This is a genomic window from Eubacterium sp. AF17-7 (assembly GCF_003461285.1).
Taxonomy (GTDB): Bacteria; Bacillota; Clostridia; order Lachnospirales; family Lachnospiraceae; genus Eubacterium_U; species Eubacterium_U album.
In genome coordinates this window covers 173,531-198,417 of sequence record NZ_QTWU01000002.1, presented here as the reverse complement: position 1 = coordinate 198,417, position 24,887 = coordinate 173,531, and the positions used below count along the sequence as shown (strand labels likewise).

22 protein-coding genes and 1 tRNA gene are annotated in these 24,887 nt (G+C 30.9%); 5 read left to right on the top strand and 18 right to left on the bottom strand.

The window, feature by feature from the left end; genetic code table 11:
- Nucleotides 1–56 precede the first annotated feature (56 nt).
- The 8 genes from DWW96_RS04145 to DWW96_RS04115 all read right to left on the bottom strand — a co-directional run bounded on the left by DWW96_RS04145 (nt 57) and on the right by DWW96_RS04115 (nt 8,902).
- On the bottom strand, nt 57–593 hold the full coding sequence (locus DWW96_RS04145) for a TIGR00730 family Rossman fold protein (RefSeq protein ID WP_117909294.1): 537 nt from the start codon (nt 591–593) through the stop codon (nt 57–59).
- Between the two features lie 26 nt (nt 594–619).
- On the bottom strand, nt 620–700 hold the full coding sequence (locus tag DWW96_RS14615) for a hypothetical protein (protein ID WP_346432176.1): 81 nt from the start codon (nt 698–700) through the stop codon (nt 620–622).
- Nucleotides 697–816, bottom strand: coding sequence for a VOC family protein (locus DWW96_RS14610; protein WP_022089520.1), 120 nt, complete (start codon nt 814–816; stop codon nt 697–699). Before DWW96_RS14610 ends, DWW96_RS14615 begins: the two co-directional genes overlap by 4 nt.
- A gap of 83 nt (nt 817–899) precedes the next feature.
- Nucleotides 900–1,616 (bottom strand): DUF6062 family protein, encoded by a 717-nt coding sequence (locus DWW96_RS04135; RefSeq protein WP_022089519.1) that lies wholly within the window; start codon nt 1,614–1,616, stop codon nt 900–902.
- 161 nt (nt 1,617–1,777) lie between these two features.
- Nucleotides 1,778–3,454 (bottom strand): glutamine--tRNA ligase/YqeY domain fusion protein, encoded by a 1,677-nt coding sequence (locus tag DWW96_RS04130; RefSeq protein ID WP_117909292.1) that lies wholly within the window; start codon nt 3,452–3,454, stop codon nt 1,778–1,780.
- 146 nt (nt 3,455–3,600) lie between these two features.
- Entirely contained in the window at nt 3,601–3,900 is a 300-nt protein-coding gene (locus DWW96_RS04125; RefSeq protein WP_117909290.1) for a hypothetical protein, read from the bottom strand.
- Nucleotides 3,901–4,265: 365 nt separating this feature from the next.
- Nucleotides 4,266–7,337, bottom strand: a complete 3,072-nt coding sequence (locus tag DWW96_RS04120) for a gamma-glutamyl-gamma-aminobutyrate hydrolase family protein (protein ID WP_117909288.1) — start codon at nt 7,335–7,337, stop codon at nt 4,266–4,268.
- 26 nt (nt 7,338–7,363) lie between these two features.
- Nucleotides 7,364–8,902, bottom strand: a complete 1,539-nt coding sequence (locus DWW96_RS04115) for an LCP family protein (protein WP_022089515.1) — start codon at nt 8,900–8,902, stop codon at nt 7,364–7,366.
- A gap of 478 nt (nt 8,903–9,380) precedes the next feature.
- Between DWW96_RS04115 and DWW96_RS04110 the strand changes: the two genes are divergently transcribed.
- Genes DWW96_RS04110 through asnB form a run of 3 tightly spaced genes read left to right on the top strand, consistent with a single transcriptional unit; the run spans nt 9,381 to nt 12,682 of the window.
- Entirely contained in the window at nt 9,381–10,214 is an 834-nt protein-coding gene (locus DWW96_RS04110) for a dipicolinate synthase subunit DpsA (protein ID WP_117909284.1), read from the top strand.
- Nucleotides 10,195–10,800 carry a dipicolinate synthase subunit B gene (locus tag DWW96_RS04105; protein WP_022089513.1) on the top strand — a complete coding sequence of 202 codons (606 nt, stop codon included), beginning with the start codon at nt 10,195–10,197 and terminating at the stop codon, nt 10,798–10,800. The genes DWW96_RS04110 and DWW96_RS04105 overlap by 20 nt, the downstream gene beginning before the upstream one ends.
- A gap of 43 nt (nt 10,801–10,843) precedes the next feature.
- The gene (gene asnB, locus DWW96_RS04100; protein WP_117909282.1) at nt 10,844–12,682 is read left to right on the top strand and encodes an asparagine synthase (glutamine-hydrolyzing); all 1,839 of its coding nucleotides are present in this window, start codon (nt 10,844–10,846) and stop codon (nt 12,680–12,682) included.
- On the opposite strand, the gene DWW96_RS04095 is transcribed toward asnB, so the two are convergent.
- The 3 genes from DWW96_RS04095 to DWW96_RS04090 form a co-directional block, all read right to left on the bottom strand.
- Nucleotides 12,679–12,900, bottom strand: a complete 222-nt coding sequence (locus tag DWW96_RS04095; RefSeq protein WP_117909280.1) for a hypothetical protein — start codon at nt 12,898–12,900, stop codon at nt 12,679–12,681. The genes asnB and DWW96_RS04095 overlap by 4 nt on opposite strands.
- A 131-nt stretch (nt 12,901–13,031) precedes the next feature.
- Nucleotides 13,032–13,229 (bottom strand): hypothetical protein, encoded by a 198-nt coding sequence (locus tag DWW96_RS13820; RefSeq protein ID WP_147339805.1) that lies wholly within the window; start codon nt 13,227–13,229, stop codon nt 13,032–13,034.
- Between the two features lie 246 nt (nt 13,230–13,475).
- Entirely contained in the window at nt 13,476–15,557 is a 2,082-nt protein-coding gene (locus DWW96_RS04090; protein ID WP_117909278.1) for an Ig-like domain-containing protein, read from the bottom strand.
- Nucleotides 15,558–15,946: 389 nt separating this feature from the next.
- On the opposite strand from DWW96_RS04090, the gene DWW96_RS04085 reads away from it, so the two are divergent.
- Nucleotides 15,947–17,536: a potassium/proton antiporter gene (locus DWW96_RS04085; RefSeq protein ID WP_199522673.1), complete on the top strand. Its 1,590-nt coding sequence runs from the start codon at nt 15,947–15,949 to the stop codon at nt 17,534–17,536.
- Between the two features lie 75 nt (nt 17,537–17,611).
- Here the strand turns inward: DWW96_RS04085 and DWW96_RS04080 are convergent, their stop codons facing one another.
- From DWW96_RS04080 to DWW96_RS04050, 7 genes are all read right to left on the bottom strand, one after another.
- On the bottom strand, nt 17,612–18,955 hold the full coding sequence (locus DWW96_RS04080; RefSeq protein WP_117909276.1) for a leucine-rich repeat protein: 1,344 nt from the start codon (nt 18,953–18,955) through the stop codon (nt 17,612–17,614).
- A gap of 159 nt (nt 18,956–19,114) precedes the next feature.
- Nucleotides 19,115–20,125, bottom strand: coding sequence for a GGGtGRT protein (locus DWW96_RS04075; RefSeq protein ID WP_117909274.1), 1,011 nt, complete (start codon nt 20,123–20,125; stop codon nt 19,115–19,117).
- A 12-nt stretch (nt 20,126–20,137) separates the two neighbouring features.
- On the bottom strand, nt 20,138–20,830 hold the full coding sequence (locus DWW96_RS04070; RefSeq protein ID WP_117909272.1) for an iron-sulfur cluster assembly scaffold protein: 693 nt from the start codon (nt 20,828–20,830) through the stop codon (nt 20,138–20,140).
- A 442-nt stretch (nt 20,831–21,272) separates the two neighbouring features.
- Nucleotides 21,273–22,223, bottom strand: coding sequence for a LysR family transcriptional regulator (locus tag DWW96_RS04065; protein ID WP_022087935.1), 951 nt, complete (start codon nt 22,221–22,223; stop codon nt 21,273–21,275).
- A 153-nt stretch (nt 22,224–22,376) separates the two neighbouring features.
- Complete coding sequence (asd, locus tag DWW96_RS04060; RefSeq protein WP_022087936.1) at nt 22,377–23,462, bottom strand: aspartate-semialdehyde dehydrogenase; 1,086 nt, start codon at nt 23,460–23,462, stop codon at nt 22,377–22,379.
- A gap of 74 nt (nt 23,463–23,536) precedes the next feature.
- Entirely contained in the window at nt 23,537–23,905 is a 369-nt protein-coding gene (locus DWW96_RS04055) for a hypothetical protein (RefSeq protein WP_022087937.1), read from the bottom strand.
- A 110-nt stretch (nt 23,906–24,015) separates the two neighbouring features.
- The gene (locus tag DWW96_RS04050; protein ID WP_022087938.1) at nt 24,016–24,594 is read right to left on the bottom strand and encodes a hypothetical protein; all 579 of its coding nucleotides are present in this window, start codon (nt 24,592–24,594) and stop codon (nt 24,016–24,018) included.
- Nucleotides 24,595–24,812: 218 nt separating this feature from the next.
- Between DWW96_RS04050 and DWW96_RS04045 the strand changes: the two genes are divergently transcribed.
- A tRNA-Thr gene (locus DWW96_RS04045) sits at nt 24,813–24,885 on the top strand.
- Nucleotides 24,886–24,887 lie beyond the last annotated feature (2 nt).

Genomic DNA, 24,887 nt, shown 5'->3' with positions numbered 1-24,887 from the left:
AGAAGTGTATTTAATTCACAATGAAAATAAATACACTTCTTAGGCTTATATATTTTTTATATATTATTTACTATTTGCTTTATATCCTCTAAATTGTCTGCGAAAAAAATTCCTTCCTGTCTTTGTTTAGACGAAAATTCTTTTTCAATCATATGATTTAACAATTCTTTTAAACTGTTATAATATCCATCCAAATTATATAAAATACAAGGATTATTAAGCTGTTTCATTGAAATTTTACACATAACTTCAGACACTTCTTCCAGAGTACCCGTACCACCTGGAAAAGTCACAAATACATCTCCTAATTCTATCATTTTAGTTCTTCTTTCTGACATATCTTTTGTAATAAATAATTCGGTTAATCCCTCATGTTGAACTTTTGCATCTATAAAAAATTGTGGTTCAACTCCTATAACTTTGCCACCTGCATTTAATACACTGTCTGCAAGTTTTCCCATAAGTCCTGTTTTAGATCCACCATACACAAGTGTGTTGCCACTTATTCCAATCCATGTTCCCAATTCTTTAATTGCCCTTTTAAATGTTTTATCATTTCCGTCTGATGCCCCAAGATAAACTGTAATATTCATTTCAATACCTCTTTCGTAATTTAATTCTAAACTTCTGTCCCAACTTCAATTAAGTTTCCATCTAAATCATAAAATCTTATAACTTTTTGTCTCCAACTATTTGTCATAAGTTTATTAATTTTCCATCATTATCTAGTATTACATCCAATCCAAATAATTCATGATATAACATTATTGATTTTTCTATATCATTAACAACAATTAAAACATTCCTTAATTTCATAAAAACGACTCCTATACATATTAGTCTTATTTTATTATATTATTTTTCACTACCTCATAACAAGTAAAAGAATTATATTTATTTCATTCTTCATCCGTAACACCGTTTGTTTTGTACATTGTTCTTACTAATGCATCCTTTGAATTTTTCCATGGTTCATCTTTATATCTATAATCAAATTTTTTTATAAACCATTCTACATCCTCAATTGTTCTATCTAGATTTTGTTCAAATATATCTATAGTCATTTTATTAAATTCGTCAAATTTATTTCCCGATAATTCTTTATCAGCATATTTAAGTAAAGCATTTAAATGCTCAAAGCAAAATCCTTTACAATTCTTATATAATTCTAAAAAATCTTTATCTTCTTTTTTCCATAAATAAAGTATCGTGGCAACATATCTGTCAAATGTATCATTTAAACGGTCGCACACGAAACAACTTCCATTTAATTTATCCAGATATTCAGTTATTGGCTTCTTTTCTTTCTTTTTAAATAATCCACCTGAAGATTTCTCCTTAGACAGCGTATCAACCTGCTTTTTTACATTCTTTAAATGTGTTTCCATTATTAGAGCAAGTCCTAATCTGTTATTGTATTCGTATAATTTTTTTATATGTCTGGAACAATAACCTTTTTCATCAGTTTCAAATCTAATATAGTCCTCCATGTAACTTGGTCCCATGGCAAATGCTATATTATCGTTTTCTATATCATCTCTCATTTTGCATAATGGGCACTCACAATCTACCTTAAATGCATCCATTACAGGTATTGTATATAATTTTTCTTCCATTCTTCCTTCTCTCCATTTTTTAATCTGTTTACATTTTTATATTAATTCATAGCGAATAATTTAAACTAAGTCTGTTTATATAATTTAAGTTAATTCTCTTTGTTTAATTAAAACTAATAAAAGGTTGAAAAGGATTTCTCCTCCTCAACCTTTTATTGGCTCTATTTAGGTAATTTAAAAGAACTCTTTAATGAAACTATTCTGTTATATACCGGTTTTTCTTTTGTATAATCTTTAATATCTGCACAGAAATAACCCTGTCTTACAAACTGGAATTTATCTTCAGGCTCTGCATCAGCAAGTCCCTGTTCCAAATAGCATTTCTTCAATACTGTAAGTGAATTTGGATTAAGGTTAAGAGAACCATCTTCATTAAGTTTTCCTTTTTCTTCATCAACTATATTTTCATATAATCTTACTTCAGCTTCAATAGCATGTCTTGCTGATACCCAATGAATTGTTCCTTTGACCTTACGTGCTGTAAAGTTATTACCACTTCTTGTTTCCGGATCATAAGTACAATGCACTACAGTAACATTACCATTTTCATCCTTTTCGTAATCTACACATTTTACAAAATAAGAATGCATAAGTCTTACTTCATTTCCCGGGAACAATCTGAAATATTTCTTAGGTGGTTCTTCCATAAAGTCTTCTCTTTCAATATATAGTTCTTTACAGAATGGAACTTTTCTACTTCCTAATTCTTCATTTTCAATGTTATTAACTACATCAAACCATTCAACCTGGTCTTCAGGATAATTGTCAATTACAAGCTTAATTGGATCTAATACAGCCATCATTCTTGGTTTCTTAGTCTTTAAATCTTCTCTAATGCAATATTCTAACATTGCATAATCAACTGAACTATTGCTCTTTGATATACCACAAAGTTCAACGAAGTTCTTAATTGATTCAGGAGTAAATCCTCTTCTTCTAAGTGCTGCAATAGATACTAAACGTGGATCATCCCATCCATCTACAATTCCATCTTCAACTAATTTTTTAATATATCTTTTTCCTGTGATTACATTTGTCAAATATAACTTTGCAAATTCAATCTGTCTTGGAGGATTAGGGTATTCAAGTTCTGTGACTACCCAATCATATAAAGGTCTGTGATCTTCAAATTCCAATGTACAGATAGAATGTGTTACATGTTCAATTGCATCTTCAATAGGATGAGCAAAATCATACATTGGATAAATGCACCACTTATCTCCTGTATTATGATGTGTCATATGAGCCACTCTATAAATAATTGGATCTCTCATATTAATATTAGGAGATGACATATCAATCTTAGCCCTTAATACCTTTTCACCATCTTTATACATTCCATTCTTCATGTTTTCAAATAGTTCTAGATTTTCTTCAACACTTCTGTCTCTATATGGGCTGTTCTTTCCAGGTTCAGTTAATGTACCTCTATATTCCCTAATTTCTTCAGGTGTTAAATCGCATACATATGCTTTACCTTTTTTTATTAACTTAACAGCTGCCTCATACATCTGATTAAAATAATTAGATGCAAAAAATAATCTGTCTTCCCAGTCAGCTCCAAGCCATTTTATATCTTTTAAAATTGACTCTACAAATTCTGTCTTTTCTTTTGTAGGATTTGTATCATCAAATCTCATATTAAATTTACCATTATATTTCTTAGCCAAACCATAATTTAAAAGAATTGACTTTGCATGTCCAATATGAAGATATCCATTTGGTTCAGGTGGAAATCTTGTCTGAACATGATCAAATCTTCCTTCTTCCAAATCTTTGTCGATAATCAATTCAATAAAGTTTTTAGTTACTTCACTTTTCACGTTTTCTTTTTCCATTTTGTATGTCCTCCAGCGTTTAGAATATAAACGTTTTCATAATTATTAGATTATACAATAAATTTTTTTCCATTTCAACATCAAGTATGCATTGTTTTAGGCATATTTAGTCAAATATCAATGCTTTTACTGTTAAATCAAATGTTTTATAAAATAAATTTTTCAAGCATTCTTCTTAACACATATTCATGTCCGGCCATAACAATTGTATCATCATTAATTCTTAAAACGGCAGTTCTTACAAAATTCCAACCAACACCAAGTTCAATACCACCATGTGTCTCACAATTTCTGATTATTCTTTTTCTTTCATTTTCACTCATTGCAAGTAATTTCATATTATCTTCTTTATCAAATTGTATTATCGGATATCCGCCATGATATCCAACCAATTTTAAATTTTTCAAATTAAAAGTTTTGCTCCATTGTTCTAATATCTCTTCCAAAATTTATCTCCTTAAATTTTATCTTTTCATAATCTTTATTCATTATTAATTGTCTATTCTAAGAATTATAACACAATAAGGCAAAACTTTCATTTTTTTGTAAATACAAAGAAACAGGTTTTATGAAAGACATCTTTCTAAAAACCTGTTTCTTTTCAAAATCTAAACCCTTTCGTAACACTTTGTTACGATAGTAATTTAACATATTTAATATAATAAATATAGTATTTATATTTTAAAATATGTATCATTTTTTATATGTGAATGTAATTACAGATAAAAATACACTAAAATAAGTTTTTTTTGCATTGTCAAAAAAACTGTCAATTTATAAACATAACATTTTTATCTTTTTATCGCATTTATTATTTGATATGTTTCTGAATAAAATTAACTACTAACTTTCTTGTTTCTCCCAATGCATTCGATGTTTCAAATTTTCTTTCAGGATGCCACTGCAAAGCTAATATCTTCATTTCATCAGAACCAAATGCCTCTATTGTCTGATTTTCTTTATCAATTGCAAGAGGCTTAAAACACGGAGCTAATCCATCAATTGGAACTACGTCCTTGTGATAGTTGTTTACTATAATTGTTCTATCTTCTTCCACAAGATATACTTCGTGATCCACTCCTCTTGGTCTTTCTACCGGCAAATCAGGATGATAAAGTAACTTTCCGCCAAACAAAGCATTCATATACTGCATTCCTCTACAAGTTGCGATAATTGGAATTTCCTGCTCAATACAATGTCTTATTAATTTTTCTTCCATTGCGTCTCTATGCGGCTGTAATTCTTCGTTATGAGGCCTGTCATAAAATTTACATGGAAGAGCTCCTCCACCTACAACAATAAGTAAATCACATTGTCTTTCAAATAATTTACCTACATTTTTAACATGATTTGAAGCCGGCTGTGGAATAAATCCAAGCAATTCGTAAAATCTTATATATGCAGATTCTAATACATCAGTTGAATCTCCATATTGATTTACGCCTTCTCTTTGAGTAATCAGTGCTCGCAAATCCTCACACTGCATCCCTTCTTTAATACTGCCATTAGCACAGTCTAATTCCATGTAGTTCATAGATGCCGCATAATTATATATTTTTTCACCACATCCGATTGCTGCCGGGATTTCAAACTCAGCACATCTTATAGCCATATGGCTTGCCATTCCACCATATTTTGTTATAAATCCCTTTATTCCTTTTGTAAAAATCCATTCATATCCGGGATCAGCCTTTGGAATCATTACAATTTTATCCATAAGGTCTTCATCTGTTTCCCTTTCAAGATTTACTACTTCTCCCTCAACTTTTTGTGATGTAATAAAATTTGGTCTTGCCTCATTTACAGGAATAAACGAAACACCTAACTTAGATAAAATGACATCCGGTAAAATGATGTTTAACTTATCATAATATTCTTTTCTATTATTTACTATTGTATCCGTTAAATATTTTTTAATTTCAGCTACTTTTAATTTCTTACAATGTTTTAAATCCTCTACTGTAATATATGACAGGCTTTTTCTGTCAATTTCAAGTAATTTACCTAAATTCTGAATTAAATCAATTACTAGACTTAAAGATTTAGTAAATTCAAATTTAAAAAATTCTCTTCCCTCAATTGCAGAAACAAGGAAATTATTAAATTCCTTTGGATGAATATCAAATCCAATAGAAGTAAGTGCTTCTTTCAACCTGTTTTCATCTAAACCTTTAGATACATTCTTATCTTTATAGTTTTTATTCTTCTCCGTTACCGGTCTGAAAACCATCTGATTATAACTGTCTGTACGAATATCATAAGTGCCACTTCTTAAATGTCCATATATTTTATTAAATTCATTTCTAGACATTAACCCCAATGAAAACTTGTGGAAATCATAATCAAATTTTGATGAAACAGTATTAATTGATTTCATAAACTCATCTATTTCATCATTTGTAAACCATCCTGCTTCTACTAATGAACTGCAAAATGACTTTGCCATAAATGCCATTCTTGCCTGTCTTGTAAACTGTGGTGTACCAAGACTTTTTATGGCATCTAAAAGTTCTGTTATATCTTCTAATATTCTATGAATATTATTTGTTTCTGAATCCAAAGATGCTATTCTTTTTCTTTCATTTTCCAAATGATTAATATCTGCATTATCTTTCATTGATATTAATCCGTGTTTTTCAATTGTATTTAAAGTAAGTTTATGAAGTGCCTCTACAATTGTATTTCTTTCTGCTCTTGTAAATCCATTTTCAAGTAATTCTTTTGTTCTGTTTTCTGTATTAAAATCATAACTTGTGTAAACTATTTCAAATTCAATTTTATCATGAGCAGTTGTGTCCTGTTTCAATTTATTTACGTAAAAATCAACAAGTTTTAAAGCTAATTTTTCACTAATCTCAGCAGGTATTAATGAATAAAACGAATATTGTATACTTATATATGGTTTTACACCAATCTTGTACATCAGTTCTTTCTCTAATTTCTTATATCCCATTGGCACAAGGCCCTGATTCCATGCCCTTGATGTAATAATTTCTCTATATAATGAATAATCAAGATTTCTAGGACTTGTTCCAATAATTTCTGAAGGATTCCAAAATGCCATATCAGATAGAATCATTGGTTGTCCGTCAAGACTGCATTCTATTCTATCATAATCCTTTTTTACGTCATTTAATTTACTATAGAAATCATTAATGGCATTAATCGCATTCTTATTTTTTGTATTTGCAACCAAAGGTCTAACCTGAAAAATTATTACTTCATTTTTCTTATTTACTGCAAATTCAATATCTAATGGTATTTTCAATAAATCTTCGATTTCCTGAACTGATTCAAGAAGATTTTTCCATGCTGTATTTAACTCTGAAAGTTCCGTATTTCTTGCAATCCATAAAGTCTTTCCGCCTTTTCCACTTGTTACGGAATCTGTAGAACCGCTATCATCATAATTTATCAGATAATATGGTCGCTGCCCCTGAATATCATAAGTAAACAAAACACCACTATACAGTACATCTACAGCCTGATGCTGAATTAAAACCTGTTCATCTTCAATATCATCAATATCTAAAGTGTATGATTTAAGTACAGTATCTATTGCATTAATAATTGCTGTTTCATTAGTTGAATCTACATCTAAAATACTTGTGTAATGACCTGCATTTGATTTTACAAAACAGTCTTCATTTGTAGATGAACTTCTTACAACTATTTTTTCACCTTTAAATTTTTCAATTATTTTATCAGCTGTTTTTTTCTTATCACGATGATATTCTTTAGCTGTTATAATAAGCATTTCTTCAATATATCCTAATTTAATTACTTCATTTAAGGCTTTAAGGGTATTAGCCTTAGTAGATATAAATTTTATTGTCTGCTTATTATCTCTGTCTCCTAAATTTCCAATATAATCTCTCTCCATATTTTCAATCCTTTTTGTACCTAAAACTAATTTTCTTCAGTTACATCTTTTAGTTCTCCACCGTCCGTTACAATCTTCAACCACTCTTTTGCCTTTGCTACTGTTTCTTCATTAGGAACCATTACATAAGCTCTATTACTTGGAACTGAATATGTGTAATTTGACTGTCCTGAACCTGATACATTATAGCTTTGAATATTCCACTCGTATCCATTTGCCAATTGGAATTTAACAAATTTCTGAATGTTTTTCTTGCTAACGCTTGTCTGAAAACTTTCACTTATGCTTTCAAGTATTTTCTGATAATTATCCAAAATGCTTGGGGATGCACATTTTGATATCACACCTTTAATTACAGACATCTGATTCTTTCCACGCTGTACGTCACCTCTTGCAAATGATTTTCTTTCTCTTGCAAATACTAATGCCTTATCGCCATTCATATTATAATTAATTCCCTGACTATAGCTATATCCTTTTGCTGAGAAAGCACATTCAGAATCAACATCTATTCCACCTAATGCATTAATAATATCTTTAAATCCGTCAAAATTAACTCTCACATAGTAATCAATATCAATATCATAAAGCATTTCTAATGTTTCCATTGATACATCTACGCCATATAAACCTGCATGTGTAAGTTTGTCTCTTACTCCGTTTGAATTAGACAAAGGAACATAATAATCTCTAGGTGTTGAAAGTAATAAAATCTGTCTGGTCTGTGGATTTACTGACATTATTATATTTACATCACTTCTGCTCTTTGTTGTTACTGCGCCAAATGTATCAATACCGCTTATATAAACATTAAAGCATTCCTTTGTTATATCTTTCTTCTTATTTTCATTTTGAACCTGATGAGTAACTTTATATGTATAGATACATTTTACCTTCGATTCAAAATCAGTATAATCAGCTTCATCATTTTTCTTTTCACCCATAGATGTTATAACATCTATCATTGACTGATTTAATACAACTGCTCTTGTTTCTTTATTATATAAAGCTTCTGTCATGGTTATTACATCATCGTATTCCTGATAATTACCATCCTGATTAATCTTTTCATTAATGTTATTTAATAATTCGTCTTTGTCATCACCTACAAATTTCTGAATATATCCAAATTTATCATCTTTTAACTCTTCAATATTCTTTGCCTCATCATCTGATAATATATATACACCAAATTCATCTGTTGATAACTTACTGTTGTTTACAATTTTATCTATTGTTTTTTCTGATTCTTTAAAAATACCTTTTATAGTCTTTTGATTTAATCCAATTGCTATATCTGCTCCAACGCTCATTACAATCATAATTGCAGACATAACTATTGATACTATTGCTCCAACTTTGTTTTTCTTAATGAAAAATGGAATTAACATCCATAATACTATCGCAATTTCTACTGCAACAATTAATCTTACCGGAATATAATTTAAAGCTACATTGTTGTTATAAGTTAATATCATAAATAAAAATATCTCTAATATTACTATTGGAATTACCTGTAATATATTTAAAACTGTTGCTGTCATTTTTAATTTCTTATTTAACATCTCCATCTCCTTTTTAATTGTGTCTCATTTACAGCATTAAAATAGATTTTACCTTCTTTTATCTGCTTACTTTTTTTAAATAACAAACGTACTTTATGACTTCCGTATGCTATCGATAATTATAGCATTTCCCATTCATTACGACAATATTGTTATTGTCTATTCATAAATGATTAAGAAATAACTTTATTAAAATAATCACCTTGTAAATTTTTATACATATAATTAATGTATAGAAAATAGCTTTTATTTTAGTTTATATATTATGGAAGATTGATAATGTTAACGAAATAACGCTCGCGCTGCTTGCCACTCGTAACAGTTCTAAATTTTCAACTATATTTTGCTTTTAGAACCTCCGGCTCTAAGCAAAATATACCTGTCAATTCAATTTGAACCGACGGTGGCAAATGCCCTTTCTTATAACATTATCAATCTTCCATAAGAATAACATATATAATAAAAAAAGGTGATTTGTATGGATTCATTTGCAATTATTTCAAATGGGAATAAGCAGAAATATTTGTATGATTATTTAATTTTTCATAATTATTCTGCCAAACTTGTAACAAATTTTAACCTTGCAGAATATAAATATATTGTCGCATCAATTCCTTTTTCCAAAGATGGAGAAAATGTAAATTGTGATTTTTATACAAGTTTTCCAATTACAACTTTTATTTCATTATTAAAACCGGGACAGATTTTATTTGGTGGAGGATTTAAAGGTTCAGTCGTATCACATTGTATGAATTTAGGAATTAAAGCAATTGATATCTTGAATATTCCTGACTTTTACAGAAATAATGCATTTTATACTGCAGAAGGACTTTTAGGATATATAATTTGTAATACTAATTATTCTTTAAAAGGATCTAATATTTTAGTTCTCGGTTATGGAAAATGTGGAAGCGAAATATGTAATTTATTCAACAACGTAGGTTCTAATATTTTCTTTTATGAAAATATTGAGTCAAAAATAAACGATGGTTTAAATAAAAACTTTACTTTTTTAGATATAAATAAAAAGATTAATAATTTATCAAAAATAGACATAATTATTAACTGTATTCCTAAAAATATACTCTCCATAAGTAATCTTAAAACACTTCAGAAAAGTTGTACTATTTTCGATATAGCATCATACCCTTACGGATTTGACAAAGATATTTTAAATTCTCTCTCCCTGACATATCACATTTGTCCCGGACTTCCCGGCAAATATGCCTCTAAAAGTTCCGGTGAATTAATAGCAAAGAACATATCATCAATTATAGAAGGGACTGCAGAAAATGAATCACAGTTTAGATAATAAAAATATTGGAATTGGAATAACCGGTTCTTACTGTACCTACAAAAAAGTTTTTAACGAATTAAAACGTCTATCTGAAGCAAATACAAATCTATATACCATTTTTTCAGATAACGCTTCTAAAACTGACAGTAGATTTGGAAACCATAAAGAATTTTTAAATTTAGCAAAAGAACTTAGCAATAAAGAACCAATCACAACTATAACAGATGCCGAACCAATTGGTCCTAAATCAATGTTTGACGTTTTAGTTATTGCACCATGTACAGGTAATACTCTTTCAAAACTTGCCAATGGTATTTCTGATACACCTGTTTTAATGGCATGTAAAGCACATTTAAGAAACAACAAACCTTTAGTTATATGTTTAAGTACAAACGATGCACTTGGAATGAATTTAAAAAATATAGGTATTTTATTAAATACTAAAAATATTTATTTTGTTCCTTTTGGAATGGATGATTATATTTCAAAACCAAATTCCATGACTGCACATGTTGATTTACTGCAGGATACAATAGTTAAAGCTTTGCAGGGCCGACAAATTCAGCCTGTAATACAAAGTCCACATGTAACAATAACCTAAAAGGTCCTATGGACCTTTTTTATATGATTTTTAGGAGGTTTTTATGAGCGGTATTGCCGGTTACTTTCAAACAGAATTTGACGTTGAGAGGAACCATACTTTGTATGCAATTTACGAAAGCAAATTAACTAATATGCAGGATTCCTTAATAACAAATTGCCACGAAAACAGTATAATTTACATGAAACATCATATTGGATTTACAGCAAGCAATTTTTCAATCGCACATAGAGATTCGCTATCAGTTACCTATAAGAATCGAACAGCTTCTATCGTTTTTACAGGAAATATTTATAATTCAAATGAATTAAAATATAAATTATCATCCTATGATATTTCCGCTTATGAATTGTGCAACGAAGAACTTATTCTATATTTATATTTAGTTTTCGGCGAAGATATTTTCAAAGAAATAAATGGTGGTTTTTCATTTGCAATTTACGAAAACAACTCATTAATAATAGTAAGAGACCCTATTGGTATAAAGCCATTATTTTATCATTGTACAAATAATCATTTTATATTTGCTTCTCAACAAAAAAGTATATTTGCTTACGGCATAAAACCCGAACTAACAAATGAAAGCTGGTGTGAAATCATCGGACTTGGTCCTGCACGAACTCCCGGAAAAAGTTTATTTAAGAACATATTTGAAGTACTTCCCGGCAATTATATAAAAGTAACTTTTAACTCACAGGACATTATCAGTTACCAAACTCATTGCTATTGGGAATTAACCTATAATCATCACGCTGATCCTTATTTAGATACAGTTGACAAAGTTAATTATCTGATAAAAGACAGTATTAAAAAGCAATTAACTAAAGATACAACTATTTGTTCTCTTTTATCCGGCGGAATTGATTCAAGTCTTGTAACTTCTATTGCTAAATCTATGATGGATAAAGAAAACAGAGAATTGAAAACATACGCATTTGAATTTGAAGGCAATGAAATTTTCTTTAATGGGAACTCTTTTCAAAACTCATTAGACAGACCTTACGTAGAAATAATGAGAAAATACTTAAATTCTAATCATAAATATCTAACCTGTGACAGTTCAGGGCAAATTAAATATTTAAAAGAAACTGTTGATATGAGGGATGCTCCATGTATGGCAGATATTGAATCTTCTTTAATGTACTTTTGCAATGAAATATCAGAAACAAATAACATTGCTTTAACGGGAGAATGTGCTGATGAAGTATTTGGTGGTTACCCATGGTTTCATCGCGATGAAATGTTAAACTCAAATTCTTTCCCATGGTCTAAAGATTTGTCCGTAAGAACATCTCTTTTTAATGACAGTTTCATTCAATCTCTTAATTTAAAAGAATACGTTGATGACGCTTATAAAACTTCTCTAAGCAAATGCCCTGAAAGTGATTGCAGCAACGAGAAAGATAAACGTCGTTTTGAAATTGGATATCTGACTATAAACTGGTTCATGATGACTTTAGTTAACAGAATGGAACGTTGTAGTGTTTTCTCAGGGCTTGATGCAAGAGTTCCTTTTGCCGACTATAGATTAGTATCCTATGTTTTCAGTATTCCATGGGAATACAAATGTAAAGACGGAAGTGTTAAACATTTATTAAAAGAATGCGGGAAAGATTTTCTTCCACCAGAAATTATAAACAGAAAAAAATCTCCATATCCCAAAACTTACAATCCTGAATACGAGAAAATGATTGGTAAACTTCTTCTAGAAGAATTTGATAATAACTATGCACTTAATTTTATTGTAGATAAAAGTAAGGTAATTGATTACATCAACTCATCTAAAGATTATGGCAAGCCATGGTACGGTCAACTTATGGCTGGTCCACAAATGTTAGCATATATTCTTCAAATCAGTTATTGGTTAAAGAAATATAGTTAAATTGAATTTAAGAAAAAAACTCCAACAGACAGTTGATTATTAAATATTCTCAAAACTAAAAAGATTATTTTTTTCAGCCTTGTCTGCCGGAGTTTTTTCTTATGGTTGGCTTCTTTTAAAGCCTTATTAATTAATTTCTTAATTTTTTTATTTGCTTTGACAGTTATTTTTGATTTAACTTTTCTTAAGCAATCTTTGTATTGCATAACCACCACCATTATCTGCACCTGTTCTAATTCCTGCAGTTGTATTATTTACAATATGATTAATACCTACCTTTGGTCCATTACCATCTGCAATTTCTACGATGCATGCATTTTCAATAAGGACATTTTATTCATTTGGAACTTCAATTGGCATATTTTTCTGTATCGTAATATAAAAATGGCTTTTCTCTAAGCTTTGGCGTTGATTCGATTACAGTTGTTGCATTTCTGTCTCCCCAATCTGAAACACCATTTCCATTTGTAAGCTGTTTCATTCCTGATGTATCAACTGTATTTCCGACACATCCCTGAATCACTTCATTCCAATTAACTCCATACACTCCATCATTAATGTAGCAATTTCTATAATATTTCTTTTTGTTTAAACTGCTTATTTTTTTTAGTTATATATTAAAATTAATTCTACATATAAAAACGATTTTATATGTTTATAAATTTCATTTATTAAAAAAATCTTTCACCCCACTCTTGACAAAGAGCCAAAAAAACAAACGACATAGCCGTTTACACGACTATGCCGCTTGCTTTTAATTTTTATCTAAACATTAAATTATGCTTATAAATTACTAATCAATATTCTGGTCATTATCAATTGGTAAATTTGGAAAATCAACAACAATGTTTGCACCTGTAACTGTAATAGTTGCTGATGTTGCTAATTCTTTATCAGATTCATTATCAAATGCCTTAATTACATATGTTCCATTAGGTACGCACTTGAATTCATATTTTCCATCATCATATGAACTTACGTAATCATATCCAATAGGTTCATCTGTTTTATCTGCTTTGTAAATTCTTACATAAGCTCTCTTATTAAGCTTAGCACCATTTCTGTCTGTAAGTGTACCATTAATCGTTGCTCTTGTTGGAGCTGTATATGATAATACTGTATCAGCGCCTAAGCTTACATACTTAGCAAGAGTAATCTGTTCTCCATAACTTTCAATATATACAGAATAGTTACCTGCCGGGAGACATACCTTTGATGTAAGAATCTTCTTTTCATAATCAGTTGTTTCATCAGCAGATACTGCACTGAAAGTTTCATTTAAATCATGATTGTAAAACATTAATTCATCTGTGCTACTGTCATAATTATAAAGAACTGTAGTAACAGAAACTGCCGGAGTAACTACAACTGTAAGTGTTCCTATAGCTGTAAGTGTAGGATTTTCTATATCTGTAAACTGTACTCTAAGAGTATATGTTCCTGCTTCAACTTTTCCTGATCTACCATTAACATATACTCTACTTGATGTTGTTGTATATTTGTTTCCGTTTTCATCTGTATTTTCACTATCCAAATAAAATAAATCATTGTATGTGTCTAAAAGAGTAGCACGGTATTCTCCGCTTCCACCTTCAACATTAATGTATGATCCAATATATTCATGCGGATAAATTAATGCATTAGCCTGATCACCAATAGTCTTGTTTTCAGCAACAACCTTATTCTTGTCACCAATAAGGAAATTTACTTTTGAACTTGCTGTTCTACCAAGTTCGTCTGTACCTGTAAAGTTTACAACCTGATTTTCTGCTACAGCTGCAACCTTACCCTTAATGTTGTTTGTGTACTTTTCAATTGCTAAGCCTGCTGGAAGATTTCCTGATGCAACTGAAACTGTTTCATATCCAACAAGATTTTTGAAACCAACACCTGTATTAATTTCGTCTCCTACAACACCTGAAACAAGTTGTCTATATTCATATCCGTCTGCAAGAGCCTGTAACTCAACAGCGTTTTTCCCCTTTAATGATGGTACTGAAACCTGTACAAATTCTCCCATTTCAACTGAATTCTTTGTAAATATAGTGTAGTTTAAATTGTCGTTTGTAAATACTTTTTCAACTTCAAGTTCTCTGTTGTATGTACCTTCTGCACGAACTTTGCTCTTAACTACAAAGCTATCTTTTGTAAGTGCAATTGGTGTATCTAATACAACCTTATATGAGTCTACATAATAGTTATTTCTTGGATTGTTTAACTGTACATCTTTAATTCCATTCCATACAGCAACTGTACATGTAGCTTTCTTCTTGCTACCATCAAGAGCTGTAACAGTAACCTTAGCTGTTCCTTCGCCTACTGCACTAACAACACCCTTATTTGAAACCTTAACTACTTTTTCATTTGATGATGTCCACTTTACTGCCTTGTATGATTTCTTAGGAGCATTTACCTTAGCGCTTAACTTTTCTGAAGCACCAACTGCAAGGTCAAGATTCTTCTTGTTAAGTGTTACTTTCTTAACTGCATTCTTTACAACCTTAACTTTAATGCTTGCTGTTTTCTTTTTGTTCTTTACTGATACAACCTTAATTGTTGTTGTACCAACCTTTTTACCCTTTACAATACCTTTCTTAGATACTGTAGCAACTTTTGCATTGCTTGACTTATAAGTCACTTTCTTGAATGCTTTCTTCTTTGCTTTAACTGTTACAGTAAGTTTAATTGACTTACCCCTTGCAACTGTCGCAATTTTCTTTGTACCTGCAGGTGAAACGACTTTAACGCTTTTAACTGCATTTGTCGCCTTTGCTTTCTTCTTAGCAGCGCTTGCAGGTGTAACATTTGTTGAGAATACTAAAACAACTGCTAAAGCCAATGCTAACAAAGACTTGAATGTTGATTTTCTTTTCATTGAAAATTCCTCCTTCTCTTGTTTTTCATAACTGAATCTCAGTCTTTGTATATTATAGCACGTTGTACCACAATTTTCTTACAAAAATTTTTTTTAAATTTCATTAACTGGAAATTTCGTACATTAATAGAATAAAAACAGTTTTATTATTTGTATATTTAGCAATAATCACTAAAGTAATATTTTAATTTATTTAGTAAATTCTTGTTTTTTTCAATTTTTGACCTGATTTTTATATATTTTGCTTAATTAATAAAAGTAAACATGAATATTTATTTCGTAAAAATAATATATATGATAAGATTTATAAAATTAATCTGTATTTTTTTAGTTGTCTATTTACATTTTCCCTAATATAAAACTTATCACTTCAGCGAAAGGAGATTTATATGGCGATAACTTTAACTTGTGTATCACTAATTTTGTTTTTATGTATAATAGCCGATAAATTTTCAGGCAAATTTGGTATGCCTACGCTTATTCTTTTTATGGGCATAGGTATGATTTTTGGAAGCGATGGAATATTTAAAATAGCCTTCTCTAACTATGAATTTGCCGAAAAAATCTGCATGCTTGCCCTATGTTTCATTATGTTTTATGGAGGTTTCAATACAAAATTGGCTACCGCTAAAACTGTAGCTTTAAAAGCCATTTTATTATCAACTATTGGAGTTATAATCACCGCCACAATCACAGGTTTATTCTGCTATTTTGTTCTTAATTTTACTTTTGTAGAAAGTTTCCTGATTGGTTCAGTTCTTTCCTCAACTGATGCAGCAAGTGTTTTTTCTATATTAAGAAAGAAAAAGTTAAATTTAAAAAATGGAACTGCATCTCTCCTTGAAATCGAAAGCGGAAGCAACGACCCTGTATCATATATGCTTACAATCATAGGAATATCTTTGGTTAATTCTAAATCATTATCTACAATACCTTTAATGATTTTTTCACAGATACTTTTCGGTCTTCTGATTGGTATATTTTTTGCAATTATCGGATTATTTATAATAAAAAAGACAACTATAATTAGTAACGGATTAGATACTATTTTTATGATTTCTCTTGTTTTAGCCGCATTCGGAAGTTCTATGTACTTAAATGGAAACGCATTGTTAAGTGTGTATTTATTAGGTATAATACTTGGCAATAGCGAAATAAAATGTAAAGATGTTTTAATTCCTTTTTTCGATGGGATTACCGGTCTGGCTCAAATTTTAATATTCTTTTTATTAGGATTACTTGCATTTCCACATAAATTTCCTGATATAGCTATGCCTTCACTTTGCATTGTTGCTATACTCACTTTAATTGCAAGACCAATAGCTGTATTTGCATTGCTGATACCATTCAAATGTAGTATTAAGCAATGCCTATTAACATCATGGTCGGGACTTCGCGGTGCTGCTTCTATTGTTTTTTCGATTATGGTTGTTGCCGGGAGCCCTGATATCTCTTTAGATATATTTCATATTGTTTTTATGGTTGCTTTATTTTCAGTTTCAATTCAAGGAACTCTTATTCCTAAGATAGCAAATAAATTAAAGATGATTGATAACAACGAAGATGTTCGAAAAACATTTAATGATTATAAGGAGGATTCTTCTATTACCTTAATGAGAATGTACATACCTAAAGGTCATAATTGGGAGAATAAATTAATTAGTGATGTAAGTATGCCCACTAATTCTTTAGCTCTTATGATTAAACGCAATGGAACAACTATAATTCCTAAAGGTGATACTATGATTTTAGCGAAAGATACATTAATACTTAGTGTTCCTTCATACGAACCATCAGGGCAGGAAAATCTAAAAGAAATCAAGATACAAAGCACAGATAAATGGTGCAACAAAACAATTCATGAATTAAATTTACCAGAAAATGTTCTTATTGCTTTAATTAAACGAGGCGAAGATAATTTAATACCCGATGGGAATACATTAATAAAAGAAAATGATTCTGTTGTGTTATATAAATAGAGGGATATTGGGGATAATGTTGGCAGGTAACTTTCGTGATACCTGCCATTTAACATTATCTTATATAAATATTTACTATTGAGGAATAAATGTATATCCGTTCGAATTAGCCCATGATTCAGCATATGAACCTTTTTTCCCTTTGATACTTGTCAAACTATAACATCCATTAAACTCATTAACACCTATACTTGTTACACTATTCGGAATTGTTATGCTTGTCAAACTACTGCATTCCTCAAACACATAGGAACCTATACTTGTTACGCTATTCGAGATTGTTATGTTTGTTAAACTATTACAATTCATAAACGCTCTATTGCCTATGCTTGTTATACCATTTGGAATTATTGCTTCTTTAATATCTTTTTCAGCATGTATTATTGAATTATCATTAATATACATTCCATTATCTTTATAATCATATAAAATCATACCATAAAATTCATTTCCACTTATCTCAAATTTACTATTATTAATAATTTTATTTTTTTCTACATAACATCCACCAAAAGCATAGAAACCTATACTTGTTACGCTATTTGGAATTGTTACGCTTGTTAAACTACTGCATTCCTCAAACGCATAGGAACCTATACTTGTTACGCTATCTGGAATTGTTATGCTTGTTAAACTACTGCATCCACCAAATGCGTCCTTTCCTATACTTGTTACGCTATCTGGAATTATTATGCTTGTTAAATTACTGCATCTATAAAACGCACTATTTTCTATGCTAATAACACCACTTGGTATCTTTACACTTGTAATTTTTTTGTTATTTAAAAACCCAGCAACACCTACCACTGGCTTTCCACATATCCTTGACGGAATTACAATATCAGTGTCGTTTCCTACATACTCCTGAATCCAACATTTATTTGAAGTGCTTTTTACAATCCAATCCTCACCGCTGTCACCATAATTATCTGTTGTTGTTTCTTCAACCGGGTTAGTACTTGGCTGTTCTGGCTTTGTTGTAGGTTGCTCTGCCGGTTTTGTTGTTGGCTGTTCTGCTGGTTTTGTAGTCGACTGTTCTATACTTGTTGTAGGCTGCTCTGCCGTTTTTACTGTTTCCGGAACATTTGTTGGTTCTACAACTGCTTTATTCTTTACAGTAACCTTACAGTTATATTTTTTCTTTCCAATCTTTGCTGTAATTGTTACTTTACCTGCTTTTTTGCCTGTAACTTTTCCCTTCTTGTTTACTATGGCTATCTTCTTATTTGAAGTAGACCATTTTACCTTCTTCTTGTTATTGTTCACTTTTAACTGAACTGTCTTTCCAACATAAATTGTTGCTGATTTTTTGTTTAATTTTGCTTTAGATGCTGCATTTACACTTGACAATGGTACAAGAGTGAAAACCATCATGATTGAAAGCATCACGGCAACTATTCGTTTCATTTGTCCTTTCATTTTTCGTTTCCTCCTTACGTTTTTTGATATAAATATTATAACATATGGTTATTGCCGTTTTTTTCATAAACTGACCTTATTGCATTCTCTCTTTGTGCAAAAAAAGTACCGCAATCCCTTTGATTACGGCACTTTCAAGTGTTTTATTTAATTGCTTGATTAGAACTTACCAGCGTTAGCTGCTTCCTCAACAGAAACTGCTACAGCTACTGTAGCACCTACCATTGGGTTATTACCCATTCCGATAAGACCCATCATTTCAACGTGAGCCGGAACTGATGAAGAACCTGCGAACTGAGCGTCTGAATGCATACGTCCTAATGTATCTGTCATACCATATGAAGCTGGACCAGCAGCCATGTTATCCGGATGAAGTGTACGTCCTGTACCACCACCTGATGCTACTGAGAAATACTTCTTACCCTGTTCGATACATTCTTTCTTATATGTACCTGCAACAGGATGCTGGAATCTAGTTGGGTTTGTTGAGTTACCTGTAATAGATACACCAACGTTTTCGTGATGCATGATTGCAACACCTTCCTGTACATCGTCAGCACCGTAACATTTAACAGTTGCACGAAGTCCATCTGAGTAAGCTTTTTCGTAAACAATGTTTAACTTAGCTTCTTTATAATCGTATTTTGTTTCAACGAATGTGAAACCGTTAATTCTTGAGATAATCTGAGCTGCATCTTTTCCAAGACCATTTAAGATAACTCTTAAAGGTTTCTTACGAACCTTGTTAGCTTTTTCAGCGATACCGATAGCACCTTCAGCAGCTGCGAATGATTCATGTCCTGCAAGGAATGCGAAACATTCTGTTTCTTCTTCAAGTAACATCTTTCCTAAGTTACCATGTCCAAGACCTACTTTTCTGTGGTCAGCAACAGAACCAGGAATACAGAAAGCCTGAAGACCTTCACCGATTGCTGCAGCAGCATCAGCAGCTCTTCTACATCCTTTCTTAATAGCAATAGCTGCACCTACTGTATAAGCCCAGCATGCATTTTCAAAACAAATTGGCTGAATCTTTTTAACCTGTTCGTAAACATCTAATCCAGCGTCCTTTGTAATCTTTTCAGCTTCTTCGATAGAAGCGATTCCATAACTATTTAAAACAGAATTAATCTGATCAATTCTTCTTTCATATGATTCAAATAATGCCATTGTTGTTACCTCCTATTCCTTTCTTGGATCGATAATCTTAACAGCGTCATCAACACGTCCATACTGACCCTTTGATTTTTCCCAAGCTGTTGTAGGATCATCACCTTTTTTAATAAAGTCTGTCATCTTTCCAAGATTTACAAACTGGTAACCAATAACTTCATTATCAGCATCAAGAGCGATACCTGTTACATAACCTTCAGCCATTTCAAGGTATCTAACACCTTTAGCCTTTGTTGCGTACATTGTACCAACCTGTGAACGAAGACCTTTACCTAAATCTTCAAGTCCGGCACCAACTACAAGACCATCATCTGAGAAAGCACTCTGTGTTCTACCATATACAATCTGTAAGAATAATTCTCTCATTGCTGTATTGATAGCATCACAAACTAAGTCAGTGTTTAAAGCTTCAAGAATTGTCTTTCCCTGAAGAATTTCAGCTGCCATAGCTGCTGAATGTGTCATACCTGAACATCCGATTGTTTCTACTAATGCTTCTTCAATGATACCTTCTTTAACATTTAAAGTAAGCTTACATGCTCCCTGCTGAGGTGCACACCAGCCTACACCATGTGTAAAGCCTGAAATATCTTCGATTTTTTTTGAATGAACCCATTTTCCTTCTTCTGGAATTGGAGCTGGTTCATGCTTTGCACCCTTAGCTACAGGGCACATCATTTCAACTTCTTTTGAATAAATCATTTGAATAAATACTCCTTTCGAAATATAACCTAGGGAACTATCCCCATATTTTTAGCATAAAACAAGTAATGCTACCCATCTTATGCTATGTATTATTTGTGAGCGTTTAGTCTGCCCACACCTTTGTTTATTTTCTCATAAAATCACAAAATAGTCTATAGTTTTACAAAATCTTTCAAAAAAAATTGTAACTGCAGGTCTTGTTGTAGGTATAACTATTGTTGGATGAGATATTTCAAGATATCCTACATTAAGTGTACTTGTTACGAGAAATGTTAATGAAAGTCAAATGAAAGACCCCTCTTCAATGATTTTTTCATAATATCACTCCTTCAATTTTTATATACAAAATGTATATATTCCTATTTTTTTGCTAATTATGGAACACATTTTCCACATTGTGTAGATATTTTGTAAACAAAAATTATATTTTGTTCATTTTTTATTCAAATATTGTTTTCATTTCATTAATAAACAATCTTCCTGCCTTTGAAATATATTTTCCTTTTTTAAATGCTACACACATTTTTCTGCTTGTACTTTCTTTTGTTCCCACTTTGTAATATATAGGATGATTTGCATAATTATTAAATTTAATTGCACTTTCAGCAACAAAAGTCACACCCATTCCAGCCACTGCCATTGCAAATCCTGTTGTTGACTGCTGAATTTCCATTATTTCCTCTGGGCTAATTGAATATTCGTCAAACAATTTGTTTACAATCTTTCTAACTCTTTGGTCTTCATTTAATAATATAAATCTTTCATCTTTAAATTCAGACATATCAACTTCTTTTATAGCTTCATCATTCAGTTTTCCTGCAATTATAGTTTCAGGACTAACCTGATAATCTTTCAACTTTTCATTTATGACATTTTCCCTTGGTACCGCTATAACAATTCTTTCTTCAAATATATCTTCTTTTTCAAATAAACTATCATCTATATCACTGTCAGAAAGGAAAATATCAACCGTACCGTCTAAACATTTCCTTTGAATATCCGGAGTTTTTCCTTCTATTATCTGAAAGTTAATTCCGGGATATTTTTTACTATATTCTGTTAACGCATATGGCAAATAACTCAACGAAAAACATGCAGTACTGCCTAATACAATCGTTCCGGTTTTAAGTTCATTTAAATCCGATATTTCTTTTTCAAAACGTTCTTTAGCTTCTATAACTGAACCCGCATACTCTAAATATGATTTGCCAAATTCTGTAAGTTCAATAGGTGATATACTTCTGTCAAATAAAAGTATTCCCCACTTTTTTTCTAATTTATTGATATATGAACTTAAAGCCGGTTGCGAAATTCCAAGTTTCTTTGATGCTTTAGAAAAGCTTTTTTCTTTCGCCACTTCTTTAACATAATAAAATCCTGTATTCTTCATCTTTTTTCTCCATCCTATTGAATATTAAATTATATTTTATCACTAATACGTCAAATCTGTCGAGTATCCTTTGTAGATTCATTAGGTGCATATAAAAGCAGATGGCATCATTGACACCATCTGCTTTAAAATTCAAATTAATTATTTGATTAATTATTTTGCTGTAATATATCCCTGTGCTGTAAGAAGTTCTGCTGAAAGAACTGCTCCGCCTGCTGCACCTCTTAAAGTATTGTGAGATAATCCTACAAATTTATAATCATATACTGTATCTTCTCTTAATCTACCTACTGAAATTCCCATACCATTTTCAAAGTTTACATCTAATGAAACCTGTGGTCTGTTGTCTTCTTCTAAATACTGGATAAACTGCTTTGGAGCACTTGGAAGATCAAGTTTCTGTGGAAGACCACTGAAGTTTCTTAATTTTTCAATTAATTGTTCCTTTGTAGGTTTCTTAGCAAACTTAACAAATACTGCTGCTGTATGTCCATCAAGAACCGGTACTCTGATACACTGAGTTGTTATTACAGGAGTTGTTGCCTTTTTAATAACACCATCTTCAACTTTTCCCCAAAGTCTAAGTGGTTCCTGTTCTGATTTTTCTTCTTCACCACCAATAAATGGAATGATATTTCCTACCATTTCAGGCCAATCCTTAAATGTTTTTCCTGCGCCCGAAATTGCCTGATATGTTGTTGCTACTACTTCTGTAGGTTCAAATTCTTTCCAAGCTGTAAGAACAGGTGCATAACTCTGAATTGAGCAGTTAGGTTTAACTGCAACAAACCCTCTCTTTGTACCAAGTCTTTCTTTCTGGTATTTAATAACTTCATAATGTTCAGGATTAATTTCAGGAACAACCATTGGTACATCAGGTGTCCATCTATGTGCACTATTATTTGAAACTACAGGTGTTTCTGTTTTAGCGTAAGCTTCTTCTATAGCCTTAATTTCATCCTTTGACATATCAACTGCACTAAATACAAAGTCAACTGTTGAAGCTACTGCTTCTACTTCATTTACATTGTGTACAATCATGTTCTTAACTTTTTCAGGCATAGGTGTTGTCATTTTCCATCTATCGCCTACAGCTTCTTCGTATGTTTTTCCTGCTGAACGAGGGCTTGCAGCTAATGTTGTAACTTCATACCAAGGATGATCTGCAAGTAAAGTTATAAATCTCTGTCCTACCATTCCTGTTGCGCCTAAAACGCCAACCTTTAATTTCTTTTCCATATGACCTCTCCATTTTTTTTATTTTTGGTGATTAATCCACCCATATATTATGAACAATCAGATGTATTATTTATTTAGTATAAATCTGACCAATCATCATCACTGTTAGAATCTGCATCTGTAGAATTACTCTTGTTACTATTATCATTTAATACATCATCTGAAGAATCATTTTTTGTATCATTTGATGAACCATCTTTATCTCCATCAAAGAATATATCTTCAGCTGAATTATTTCCATTACCATTGTTATTAATCTTTGCTGTTTCCTGTTCAGTAGTTGTTTCTTTCTCTTTATCAGTATTTTTTGTGATAACTTCAGTCGTTGTAACTTTCTCGTTATTGCTTTCACTTTCTTTTAAAGAATTAAATCCAACTATTCCTGCTAACGCAATTACTATTACTATTACGCAAACAAGTACTATACTACTTCTTTTTTTCATATTGTCATTTCTCCTACAATTATATGTCTTGTTTCTCAATTAAGTCAGATGCCGATTATGGGAAACTTTTTTATAGCAAATGAATTTTGCTCATTTTTCCTAATATCAGATTATTTTTCTATGGAAACAGTTGTTTCTTCCACAGTCAATGTTTCTTCGTTAAGAAGCGATTCATCTTCTAACTGTTTTTGTCTTTCTTCTAACTTTTTCCGGTATTCTTCATCATATTTTTGTACTGATGTTTTATATGTATCGCTCATACAATATATTTCTACCTGCATAATTCCATAGCATAAAAGTATAACAACTAAAATACCTATAAACCCTGAAACAGGATTATGTTTTCTAAATACCGGAATGTTATCTATATATTTAAAATCTGACAAAAATAATGCCGGACTTAATACTGCAACGAGAATAAATACATATTTAAATATCTCTAAAACAACATCTAGTGGTTCAAATTTAAGTGATGTAAATTCTCCATATAAACTAAATAACACATATGAAATAACTAATACATAATATAACAATGCCGGAATCATCTTATAAGACTTTCCTGAGCGGAATCCAAACAATTTGACATTGTCATATTTCTGTGGATTTTCAAGTCTGTTACGTTTATTATCATACTTTTTATAAATGTCCCTGTTATTCGCTGTTCTGTATGGTTTATATTTTTTTGTCATTGACTCTCCTAACAATCATTAAATCTGATTAAATATTAATGCCAACAAAAATATTAACAATTAACTTTTAAGATGTCAAAAAGTTCTTCTTTCCGACAATACGGTTATTATAACCACTTTACAATGAAATGTAAATAATTAGTTCACGTATTTAAGATTTAATCTAATAATTAATTGACAACAATTTTATCATTTTGTATTATATATAGGTGTGACACGCTTCTGTGGCTCAGTTGGTAGAGCGACGCACTCGTAATGCGTAGGCCACGGGTTCGAATCCCGTCAGGAGCTGA